Genomic DNA, 219 nt, shown 5'->3' with positions numbered 1-219 from the left:
GTCGTATGACCAGGAGTTGTCGGGTCTGGGGGTGGACCGGCAGGGCCTGGGCGCGGGCATGGGTTTGGGCCTGCCCTTCGTCGACACCGAAGAGGGCCGTGCGGTGGTGGCGGGCGGGGTCTACGACATCGACCCGGCCGCCACTGCCCCCGGGGGTGCCGGCTCCGGTCTGAAGCGGTTCCCCGGGGAGGGGGTGCGCTTCGAGCACGTCCCGGGGGG

The 219-nt window shown here is 74.0% G+C and carries 1 protein-coding gene; it reads left to right on the top strand.

Going from position 1 to position 219, the window contains the following annotated elements:
- Positions 1-16 precede the first annotated feature (16 nt).
- On the top strand, positions 17-219 hold a 203-nt coding region (locus IF89_RS40455; RefSeq protein WP_158718195.1), incomplete at its 3' end, for a hypothetical protein.

It is taken from the genome of Streptomyces sp. NRRL F-2664 (genome assembly GCF_000719345.1).
Classification (GTDB): domain Bacteria; phylum Actinomycetota; class Actinomycetes; order Streptomycetales; family Streptomycetaceae; genus Streptomyces.
This window is presented reverse-complemented; position numbering and strand designations above follow the sequence as displayed.